11 protein-coding genes are annotated in these 9976 nt (G+C 43.4%); 8 read left to right on the forward strand and 3 right to left on the reverse strand.

From position 1 onward, the window contains the following. Window positions 1–68 precede the first annotated feature (68 nt). Window positions 69–425, reverse strand: coding sequence for a hypothetical protein (locus tag QUA00_RS35105; RefSeq protein ID WP_333413127.1), 357 nt, complete (start codon window positions 423–425; stop codon window positions 69–71). Between the two features lie 162 nt (window positions 426–587). Between QUA00_RS35105 and QUA00_RS35110 the strand changes: the two genes are divergently transcribed. Beyond that, entirely contained in the window at window positions 588–2264 is a 1677-nt protein-coding gene (locus tag QUA00_RS35110; RefSeq protein WP_333413129.1) for an AAA family ATPase, read from the forward strand. A 74-nt stretch (window positions 2265–2338) separates the two neighbouring features. Here QUA00_RS35110 and QUA00_RS35115 read toward each other — a convergent pair whose 3' ends face one another. Both QUA00_RS35115 and QUA00_RS35120 read right to left on the reverse strand, forming a co-directional pair. Next, entirely contained in the window at window positions 2339–4195 is a 1857-nt protein-coding gene (locus QUA00_RS35115) for a bifunctional 3'-5' exonuclease/DNA polymerase (RefSeq protein ID WP_333413130.1), read from the reverse strand. A gap of 392 nt (window positions 4196–4587) precedes the next feature. Beyond that, window positions 4588–4731 (reverse strand): hypothetical protein, encoded by a 144-nt coding sequence (locus QUA00_RS35120; RefSeq protein WP_333413132.1) that lies wholly within the window; start codon window positions 4729–4731, stop codon window positions 4588–4590. A gap of 180 nt (window positions 4732–4911) precedes the next feature. Here QUA00_RS35120 and QUA00_RS35125 point away from each other — a divergent pair, with 180 nt between their 5' ends. The 7 genes from QUA00_RS35125 (at window position 4912) to QUA00_RS35155 (ending at window position 9941) form a co-directional block, all read left to right on the forward strand. After that, complete coding sequence (locus QUA00_RS35125; RefSeq protein WP_333413134.1) at window positions 4912–5589, forward strand: hypothetical protein; 678 nt, start codon at window positions 4912–4914, stop codon at window positions 5587–5589. A gap of 332 nt (window positions 5590–5921) precedes the next feature. Then, window positions 5922–6176, forward strand: coding sequence for a type II toxin-antitoxin system ParD family antitoxin (locus QUA00_RS35130; protein ID WP_333058483.1), 255 nt, complete (start codon window positions 5922–5924; stop codon window positions 6174–6176). Beyond that, on the forward strand, window positions 6176–6352 hold the full coding sequence (locus tag QUA00_RS35135; protein WP_333413136.1) for a type II toxin-antitoxin system RelE/ParE family toxin: 177 nt from the start codon (window positions 6176–6178) through the stop codon (window positions 6350–6352). The genes QUA00_RS35130 and QUA00_RS35135 overlap by 1 nt, the downstream gene beginning before the upstream one ends. A gap of 239 nt (window positions 6353–6591) precedes the next feature. Continuing rightward, entirely contained in the window at window positions 6592–7866 is a 1275-nt protein-coding gene (gene iscB, locus QUA00_RS35140) for an RNA-guided endonuclease IscB (protein WP_333413138.1), read from the forward strand. Continuing rightward, window positions 7856–8077, forward strand: a complete 222-nt coding sequence (locus tag QUA00_RS35145; RefSeq protein WP_333413142.1) for a type II toxin-antitoxin system RelE/ParE family toxin — start codon at window positions 7856–7858, stop codon at window positions 8075–8077. The genes iscB and QUA00_RS35145 overlap by 11 nt, the downstream gene beginning before the upstream one ends. A gap of 400 nt (window positions 8078–8477) precedes the next feature. Next, the gene (locus tag QUA00_RS35150; RefSeq protein WP_333263986.1) at window positions 8478–8699 is read left to right on the forward strand and encodes a hypothetical protein; all 222 of its coding nucleotides are present in this window, start codon (window positions 8478–8480) and stop codon (window positions 8697–8699) included. A 336-nt stretch (window positions 8700–9035) separates the two neighbouring features. Beyond that, entirely contained in the window at window positions 9036–9941 is a 906-nt protein-coding gene (locus QUA00_RS35155) for a hypothetical protein (protein ID WP_333413140.1), read from the forward strand. The last annotated feature ends 35 nt before the right edge of the window (window positions 9942–9976 follow it).

Genomic DNA, 9976 nt, shown 5'->3' on the forward strand with positions numbered 1-9976 from the left:
GGTCTGACCAATTCTTTTTTAAGAACTCTCCGAAAGCCTCTTGACAAAAGACTTACAGCCTTAACTTGTCACCAATGCTCTTGCCAGTCGAACTTTTTACCATTGCCATTGCCGTTGCGCTTGTTCAACTGAGCTTGAATATCCAATCCCAGTTTTTCGCGAATTGCGTGGCCAACCTTTGTCGAAATACGGCTATCGCGACGCTGAATTGTCACGCCGTACTTCTTATGAATTGTATTGCGAATCTGTTTGACTAGCTCGCCAGCAAGTTGCTCGGAGCTGAGGTTAGGTTGAGGTTTTGATTTTGCTCCATTGTTACTGCCGACAGTTTGACTGTTCTGTTTTTCAGGTGGCTTAGATTTAGCAGGCACTGGTGACTGAGAGCGAGTGGGAGTGGCTGCGGTTTGCTTTTTACTTGTGACCATGATTGACAATTTAACTTGCATAACATCAATTAATGAGTGCCGTTAGGCACAATTACCCCCTCCAGTAGAGGGGGAGTATTTCGCTCATTAGCAGGAAGCTAAATTTTAATTATGTTAGTTAAACTTTTATGTTAAATATCCTCTATTTAGATGTATAACCTCATGAAATTTTTCACTGCTTGGTCTAATTTAAGAGCGACTCAAACTCAAATATTTGCCCTCGAATATTACAGTGCAGATCGCCAAAAAATATTGTCATCATTTCATCAGTACGCCAGTGAGTGTTGTTTACCTGTTTATTATTGGAATCCTGGCTATGCAACTCTTCAACAGGTGCGGTGTTTGGATAAACATCTCCCGAATTTAGGTGGTCATTCTGATATGACAACCGTTTCAGATCCTTTTCATCAGATGGATAATAGTGAATACGTCTTATGCAAAACTGAGCTATCTGTCGAGAGTGATGTCCTGCAATTTCTGCTGGAAAATGACTGTCCCGGTATCTTTTTGTTAGAGGATATTTTGGACTCAGAGAGTAGCGAACAGCCTCTTATCCGCCGTTATTCTCAATTGGCTAACGCATTCTTTGAGCTGAAAGGGCGTTGGGCCAACCAATATTGGGTACTGCTGGGTGAGTACATCCAACTGCCATCAAAGCTAAGGCCATTAATTCCTCTACTCAAATGCCCGTTACCAGATCGTTTTGAAGTCGAAGTTCTTGTAGATAATTTTTGCGATCGCAATTGTTCCCTTGATTTTGGTTCAGATGCGGTAGCTGCTAAAAAACGGCTGGCTGTTTCTAGTCTAGGGCTGCCAACTGCTGAAATTGAATTAGTGTTAGATCGATCGCTCTCTGTGACCGCTTCCGTTGTCCAAATCGCACAGTTGGTATTAGAGCATAAGATATCGCAACTTCGAGACCAGGGGTTGGAGTTCATTGCTTCTCCAGACGTGCCTCATGCTGGCGGTTTAGATTTATTAGACGCTTATTTGAGCGAAGTCGTAAAGCTGTCAGAAGCTGATGCCAAGAAATATCACCTCAGACCTCCCAAAGGAATGCTGCTGTGGGGGCCGCCGGGGACGGGCAAAAGTTTGAGTGCAAAGCTAGCTGCTAAGAAGCTAGGTTATGCGCTTTTAGCAGCAAGTTGGGGCAATATTATAGGTTCCTCTAATCCAGATCGCGCTCTCAATAAAATGCTGGATACAGCCGATAATTTGGGCGGCTGCGTGCTGTTCTTTGACGATTTTGACAAGGGTTTTTCTGGCTGGGAATCAAATGCTGATGGCGGTGTAGCTAGGCGGCTGTCGCAGAAATTGCTCACCTGGATGCAGGAGCATGAGAGTCCCGTGTTAATGTTAGCTACTGTTAACCGCTTAGAAATGCTGCCGGCTGAACTTATCCGCAGATTTGACGACGGCGGAATCTGGTTTGTGGATTTGCCACACAGCGGCGCTCGCTATGAGATTTTCAATTTGCACTTAGCTAAGTATTTCCCAGAGCAGTTTGGGGAGGGAAAAGAGAACCTTTGGAGCGACAGGCAGTGGTATTCGCTACTATCTGATTATGCCGGAGCAACGAGTGCTGAAATTGCGATCGCAGTTAAGCGCTGCGCTGAACGAGCTTATTGTGAAGGGCGACCGGGTAAAATTGAATTGGCCCATTTGCGTTATCAGAGAACTCAATTTGTGCTGTCGTCTGAGCGTTCTTCTGAAGATATCCAGGGGATTCGGAACAAAGCGTCCTTTGCTCGGCCTGCTTCTGGGGGCGATCGGTCTAAATTTGTGGCGGCAGAGCAAGAGTTATTCGAGTATCGGCCATCTGCTTACGATCAAACTTGAGTGCATGATAAATCGCAATAGCATCGGTTCGTTTTCTCCCTACTCCCACTCCCCCATCTTTCCCCGTTAATCTCTTACCCTCCCCAACTTTCCATCACCTTAATTTCTACCTCGCAAGGAATCGGAGAGAGAAATTTATTCCCGGCTCTCACCATACATTTTTTAAGCATTGCTTTAACGTGGTTTACTTCTTCGATAGGACTCTCTATTAAAATTTCATCGTGAACCACACAAATCAGTTTAGCATCCGTGCAGCTTAGAGGTGAAAAAATGAGAGCAAGAGCGAGTTTAGTAATGTCAGCGCTCATCCCTTGAATTGGGTTATTTAGCATTTCGTTAAGCAGCGGTTTAGTATCTTTTGACCATAATCTCCTTCTGCCTAAGACTGTCCGACTCTCTCGAATACCTCGGCTCCAGGCGCTCCGAACTTTGCTGTGAAATTGTTTGATACCTGTATAGGATTCAAAGAACTTCTTACGAAAGTGTGAAGCTTGTTGCAGCGTTAAAGTGACTCCATGCTCTGCTTGAGCCATATTCTTAAATTTCGTAACTCCCATGCCATAAATTAAACCGAAGTTAATGATTTTACCGAGCTGTCTGTCTTCGAGAGTAATTTCAGATAAGGGTTTTGCCAGCACCAAAGAAGCTGTCAGAGAGTGCAAATCTTCCCCTTGAGAGTAGGCTTTCACCATCGTGCGATCGCCGGAAACCTTCGCCATGATCCGCAGTTCAATCTGGCTGTAATCGGCTTTGAGCAGGACGTAACCGGGTGCAGCTTTAAAACACTGTCGGGTTTCCTTATCTCTGGGGATATTGGTTAAATTTGGCTCTCGACAACTAAACCGTCCTGATCTAGCACCAATCTGAAACCAATTGGGATGAATGCGCCCTGTAATCGGGTGAATGCGTTCAGGTAAACCCAGAGTAAAAGTATCGATACGAGCCGATAAACTGCGGTATTCTAACAGTGCTTGAATAACGGGATACTCGCCTTGCAAAGGAATTAAATGTTGAGAGCTAGTGGAAGTAACAGGAATACCTTTTTCTTGCAAAGCCGCTAAGACTTGCTTGGGAGAGCGAGGATTAATTGTATCCGTAAATTCGGGCAGCAGAGAGATTTGTTGGTGAGGGTTAGGTCGATGGAGTTGCGAATTAATTTGTTTTAAAAGAGAGTCGCGTTGGTGGCAGAGCTTCACTCCCAAAACTCTCCACTGTTCTCTATCTAAAAGCATTCCGTTGAGTTCCATAGAAGCCACCGCAGGCAGACAAGCAAACTCTAGTAAAGCAGTTTTCCAAAGCTTAGAAGCTTTCAATTTTTGTTCGAGAACAGCAGCCAGCGGGAGTAAAATTGCAGCATCGGTAGCAGCATATTGCAGTTGAGCGAGTGTTAAGTTTCCTGACCAATCGCTAACTTGCTGCGTTTTGTCTAGATTTACTTTGAGCAAATTCTCAGTGACAGCCTCTAAGGACAGATACCGTTTTAGTCCAGCCGTCAGCACTCGGTAAGCCAAATAGGTATCGAAAAAGGGTTTGGATGGTTCCAGTCCGGCAAAAGCGAGCATTTGCCATTCAAATTTGAGGTTGTGACCTACCTTTAGTGCAGGACTCGCTAAGAGCAAGCGTAATGGTTCGAGAGAACTCGGTTCAATTGCCCATAAATCTACAATGATTACTGGATGGTCAGGAATGGCAAGTTGTAACAATCTAATTTTGGCTTGGTAGGGGTCAAGCCCTGTCGTTTCGCAGTCTATACCGATGATTTTTGCTTGTTGGAATGGTTGCAGGGCTGTTTCAAGATTGAAAGCAGTATCGATTAGTTGGTAAGGAGTTTTAAGTGTAACTGGGAACTGAGCTATTTTAAGTTTCTCGGGCGTCAAAGAAGTTGGAATAGCGGTTGATTGTTTCTGCTGGTTTAGCGGAGTAGGTTTCATAATTACTTGCTTTTCTAAAAAAAATGAAAGGCTATCTTTCTGTCAATAATGCACGAAGTTTTACTATTGTTAAGCCGGTATTCGAGATTAGGTAGCTTGAGGATAATGGGTTTTATTTGGGAAGTATACGAGTTTTAAGTCAATACGCTTGGACTCAGAACAATGTGACTTCCTTTCACAAGTCGGGAATTCCAAAAAATCCGTGAAATTAAATTCGTCTGAAAGCGCTAACCCAAGCGTATTGAGTTATTATTCGGTTTTTTGTAAATCAATTTAAGTCCTGAACTTTAGAAATAAGGTAAAAGACATAAAGGATGGCGGTTGGTCTAAAAACAACCAGGGGTTGCCTGGTTTTCATTGAAAATAGTTGCCAACTTTAGAGTCGGTAACAGTTAGTTGTTTTGGCTATCCCAAGTGCCACCTAAAAAGTCGAAACCTGGTTTGCCATCTGTAATCTTTTTACAGACGACTGCGTTAGCGTCTGTTGCCATTAAAAGCAAAATGCTTGTTAGAGCGATAGCGAGCAGTTTTTTCATAACGGTGAACTCAGATGTATGAACTTCACCGATGCAGCACTGTTAAGTGCGACTTTAATTCGGAACGATTAGATTAAAAAAAAAAAATTAGAGGAAGGTGGATGGGAAAATTTTGTTTGAATTTAAATTTAAAGATTATGACTATAATGTAACTGAGTTTCCCACTTACCGAGCTTTTTTATGAGTAACTCAATTCCCTCCCAGCCGCAATCCACAATAGATGATACAACCCGTTATCCGCGCTTGATGGAACTGATAGAAGCAGAAGATACAGCTAATGGAGAAGTTGGCTGCGGTCGGAATTTGGGTAATAAACCTTCAGTTTATCTGAAAACCGGCGGTATCAATATCTCTGATGAAAAGCTAAGAAATTTGTTAAGGGAGTATTTAGGTCATTTATTGATGGAGCTAGATTTTGACTCAATCATCAACCAGGTCAGTCATTTCGTAGAGTCATTAGTCGTGCAGGAACACACTCAATTAGAGCAGACAAGACCGGCATTAATGCTCTTAGAATCAGTTTTTGAGCAGATTCCTGCGAAAGAACTCAAACAATGTATTGAGTCAGAATTGGGGGAGTTTTGTTCGGAAACTGCGATCGAGGAAATTGTTCAGTATACTGGTCAAGTGATTCACTATTCAATTCTTCAACCTCGACATAAGTGGCCCAAACCTATTTGGGTACTAAGTGCTCTTGAGAAGGTGTATATTGCTCAGGCATCTAGTTTAGATGCAGCAATTGCCGAAGTTAAAGCACAATATCCCCACGAAACCGGAGAGCTGCAAGTAATCAAAGTCGGAGGTGTTCTCGCACCCAACCAAGTGATTTGCTTGGACATAATGAAAAATTTAAAATAAAAATGCGGAAGGAATTTGGTAGCTTTGAACGCATCCCAATCTGCGTCATATCCCCTTTCTTAAGCATGGGGATTCTTTAGCTTTTAGTTCCTACTCCCTCTTAAAAGACATTTTTACAGGCTTGTAATTGACTGTTTTGATTTTTATCGGCTTAGTTGGAAACCCACTTGGGGCATGATTAGTTCATTTAGATCGATCGCGAGAGTTACTTTAATAATTTCTCAGCTCGCTTGTACACAAGAGCTAGTTTTTTAGTACAATAATAACAACGATTGCTATTCCCTGTTATTAAAGCCAAAATGGAATAGCCCAAATTACAGGAGGACTCAGGCATGAACGTGTCTTTGACACCGGAGTTAGAGCAGTATGTCCAAGAGAAAGTCTCAAGCGGACTATATTATTCTGCCAGCGAGGTGATCCGTGAAGGGTTGCGCCTGTTGAAAGAACGGGAACAATTCCAGCAAACTCGCTTGCAGGAATTGCGACAGGAGATTCAGCTAGGGCTAGACAGCGGTGAGGCAACTCCCTTGGATATGCCAGCAATCAAGGCAAAAGCGCGGCAGCGTCGGCGGAGGAAACCGCAGTAATGGCCACGATCGTTAAACGCCCACGCGCTGAACTGGATTTGCTAGATATTTGGGACTACATCGCTGATGATAGTTTAGATCGGGCTGACGAGTTTTTAGATCGCGTTGAAGGAAAACTGCAAACCTTGGCACGTAATCCAGGATTGGGCAGAAGGCGTAAGGAACCCCACGCTTAAAAGCGGGGGCTTTTAGAAACTCCGACTCGATCGCCAGCGGTGCAAGAAGAAAGCCCGAACCTTACCAGAGACAGGATTAGACCTACGTTTTTTGAGTCATGATACCGGCGAATGCGTCGCTAGTTTTCCGCTCTATCACTGAATGTTAAACAGGTTTAACGGGGTTAAGCCAGTGCCTTCAGTCTAAAAAGCTCTTAAAACATTCTCGAAGCGAACTTTACCCAGCAATGGAGGACTTCATGTCTAATTTCGTTTTTGTACTTGATAGCCACAAGCGACCGCTCAATCCAGTCCGCCCAGGAATGGCTCGTAAATTGCTAACCGCTGGCAAAGCTGCTGTTTTCAAAAGGTATCCATTTACGATAATTCTCAAGGTAGAGGTAACAGCATCCCAACAACCAATCACTCTTAAAATAGATCCTGGGTCTAAAACTACAGGAATCGCATTACTGCAAGGAGAAAGCGTAATTTTTGGCGCAGAACTAACTCACAGAGGTCAATCCATCAAAGCTAGCCTTGAGTCTCGCCGTTCACTGCGTAGAGTCCGGAGAAACCGCCATACTCGCTATCGGAAAGCTAGATTTTTAAACAGGACTCGTCCTAAAGGATGGTTAGCCCCAAGCTTGCAGCATCGTGTCGAAACAACCCTAACCTGGGTAACTAGATTGATAAAAGTTGCTCCCATTTCTTCTATTGTTCAAGAACTTGTGCGGTTCGACTTACAACAACTTGAGAACCCAGAAATTAGTGGACTGGAGTACCAACAAGGCGTTTTATGTGGCTATGAAATTCGCGAATATTTGTTGAACAAATGGGACAGAAAGTGCGCGTATTGTGGAGTTGCTGATACACCTCTACAAGTCGAACACATTCATCCCAAAGCCAAAGGTGGATCTAATCGTATTTCTAATCTTTGCCTTGCTTGCGATGCTTGCAACAAAAAGAAAGGTACTCAAGACGTTGAGCAATTCCTATCTAAAAAGCCAGAGATTTTGAAGCGGATTCTATCTCAAGCAAAACGTCCATTAAAAGACGCAGCAGCAGTCAATTCGACTCGCTGGGCATTATTTAACCGACTTAGCATGACTGGTTTACCAGTTTCTACGGGCAGTGGTGGCTTGACAAAATTCAATCGCACTCGATTAAACCTACCTAAATCTCATTGGTTAGATGCTGCAAGTGCCGGCAAAGTCGAAGAATTAAAGGTGCTGATTTGTCAACCGCTGCTAATCAAGGCAGCAGGACACGGTACTCGACAAATGTGTGGCACAAATAAGTTTGGCTTCCCAATTCGTCACAAGTCGAGAAGGCAAATTCATTTCTGTTTTCAGACTGGCGATATCGTTGGCGCGACAGTCACCGCAGGCAAAAAAGTCGGCTATTATGTGGGACGAGTTCTTTGCCGTGCATCTGGCTCGTTCGATCTTGCTACAACGAAGGAAAGAGTAGCAGGAATTAGTCATAAATATTGCAAGCCTATTCACAAAAAAGATGGCTATTCCTATGGATTTTGATTCAAGGCGACTGAAGTCGCAGCCGCTTTCCTCCCCATGTCTAAAGCCAGGGGCTTCTCGCTCGTTTTCTGGTGAGGAACTGTTAGCTGGGTTGCACAGCTTTCCGATTGGGAACTATGTGGTGTTCTACCGGGAAATTGAAAATGGAATAGATGTAATTCGTGTTCTGCATGGTTCACGGGACATAGAAGACATTTTCAGTCGCGGCTAACTCCTTGTAATGCAAGTGCGTATTCAAGGCGTACTGCCTGCCAATAGAGAGAGTTTAATTGTGGAAGTGTTGCATAAATTTGAGTCAGAGATTGAATCAGGGGCATTAATTTTATTAGATGAAACGCGCTCTCGGGTTAGAATTCGGTTTCTTACACCGCGATTACTGACAAATCAGAGAATAAGGGTGCGCGATCGCACTTTGTCACTTTCTTAAAAGACATTTTTCTCGACTTCGTAGAATAGCCCAGTGCTGAGAGCCGTTAGGTAACTTTCATAGAGCTGCCCCCTCCATGTGGAGGGGGTAATTTTTACTGAACAAAATCGCTCATAGGAATGAAGTTGCAGGAACTAGATGCGATTTAAATTGGAATTGTTCACCACATAAACTCATAAAAACCATGCATAATTCATCGATTGAACCTAATTCCGGCTATAACAACTCTGGTTACGAATCGACACCGGATTTGACTGTCGGTTACTCGTCATCTAAAGAAGTTCGTCAAGGTAATTTTGACAACGCTTACCAAGAAAATGTGTATGACTTGTCCAACCTAGCAGATACTCCTTGGACAGATTCAGCAGTCCGCCCGAATCCACAGCTTGAGCTGGAGCTTGATTAAAGAAAAAAGCGAAGATGGAGAAATGCAGTCCAGGACGCACTATCAACCTAAAAAAAACAGTTTCTCGTTCTCATCCTCAACCTAAAATGACGGAATTACATTCAAAAACCGGGTTTTTGGGTAATTCCTAAAATGGAGAGGGAGAGAGGAAGAGGGGGAGAAAGGGAGAGAGGGAGAGGGCGAGAGAGGGGGAGAGGGAGATTTAGCTGATGGCTAATTTCTGCAATACTGCTCTATTTTTCGTAATGTTTTAAAAACCATTTAAAGTTTTTCCAAACTAGAGAGAATAGAGCAGCTTTTTTTACCCGCATTTTAGTTAACATCAAGAGGATTTCCATGAACAGTCCCAAGCCGTTAAAAAAATCAAGCCAGATAGGCTCTGCCTTAATAGCTGCCAGTACACTCTGCCTAATTTTTGCTTTCATCTGCATTACTTTCTTCAGCTTTCCATCAATTGCTAGCGCTAGTTCCTTACCTACTAAAATTTGGGAAAAAGAACAATCTAGAGTTTTGCAGCCAGATTGGAGCCAGATTACCTTTAGTTCCCTGCCCGCCGTTGCTAGTTCTGGAAGTTCTGGCGGCCGAAGCTGGCAAGCCGGCACTTCTGTTGACAACATCTTGAAGCTGGGGGACATTAACGATGTAAAACCTGAAATTCTTTCTTTGCAAGCAATTGAACAATTGGCATTAGGGGATATCAATTTAGAGAATATCAGCTTGTCAGCATTTCCCTTAGCTGGTAAGCAAACTGTCGGTCACTTAGCTGAAATTGTTCCGAATCTTAGCCAATTTCAATTGAGCGATGTTCCTCCAATTGCTTCTTTATCTTCTCAAATAGCCGGAGTGAACTCTAACATCAACCAATTACCAATTGGTCAAGCTGTAAAACAAGTACCGCAACTAGCGCAGGCAAAACTTAACCAAATTGACCTATCTGAGTTTGCGCTCGCCCAAATCCCTAACCTTAATAGCGTAAATTTAGAACAGTTCTCTGGCTGGTCAGAGGAACTCATCAGCAATATTCCGCTGCTGAGTCAAGTCCCGCTTTCTACTTTTCCGGTTCCTATTGCGTCTATTGGCAGCACAATCATGCGAATTGACATGATTTACAGTCGGTACGAAAGCAAACGCAATAACACAATTTCCGGTTCTGATGTAGAAGGATTTGCGGTAGCCTGCGAGAAAGATTGCGCTTATATCGGGTGCATCTCAGTTTGGCAAATACATCAAATTGAAAGTTGACCGTTGAGATAAGCACAGCGAAGAGCAAGGATAGA

The sequence above is a fragment of the Microcoleus sp. T2B6 genome (genome assembly GCF_036700475.1).
Lineage (GTDB): Bacteria > Cyanobacteriota > Cyanobacteriia > Cyanobacteriales > Microcoleaceae > Microcoleus.

Excerpts from the sequence above, each read along its gene's own strand:
- QUA00_RS35105 (WP_333413127.1), bottom strand. The coding sequence starts at position 425 with ATGGTCACAAGTAAAAAGCAAACCGCAGCCACTCCCACTCGCTCTCAG.
- QUA00_RS35110 (WP_333413129.1), top strand. The coding sequence starts at position 588 with ATGAAATTTTTCACTGCTTGGTCTAATTTAAGAGCGACTCAAACTCAA.
- QUA00_RS35115 (WP_333413130.1), bottom strand. The coding sequence starts at position 4,195 with ATGAAACCTACTCCGCTAAACCAGCAGAAACAATCAACCGCTATTCCA.
- QUA00_RS35120 (WP_333413132.1), bottom strand. The coding sequence starts at position 4,731 with ATGAAAAAACTGCTCGCTATCGCTCTAACAAGCATTTTGCTTTTAATG.
- QUA00_RS35125 (WP_333413134.1), top strand. The coding sequence starts at position 4,912 with ATGAGTAACTCAATTCCCTCCCAGCCGCAATCCACAATAGATGATACA.
- QUA00_RS35130 (WP_333058483.1), top strand. The coding sequence starts at position 5,922 with ATGAACGTGTCTTTGACACCGGAGTTAGAGCAGTATGTCCAAGAGAAA.
- QUA00_RS35135 (WP_333413136.1), top strand. The coding sequence starts at position 6,176 with ATGGCCACGATCGTTAAACGCCCACGCGCTGAACTGGATTTGCTAGAT.
- iscB (WP_333413138.1), top strand. The coding sequence starts at position 6,592 with ATGTCTAATTTCGTTTTTGTACTTGATAGCCACAAGCGACCGCTCAAT.
- QUA00_RS35145 (WP_333413142.1), top strand. The coding sequence starts at position 7,856 with ATGGATTTTGATTCAAGGCGACTGAAGTCGCAGCCGCTTTCCTCCCCA.
- QUA00_RS35150 (WP_333263986.1), top strand. The coding sequence starts at position 8,478 with ATGCATAATTCATCGATTGAACCTAATTCCGGCTATAACAACTCTGGT.
- QUA00_RS35155 (WP_333413140.1), top strand. The coding sequence starts at position 9,036 with ATGAACAGTCCCAAGCCGTTAAAAAAATCAAGCCAGATAGGCTCTGCC.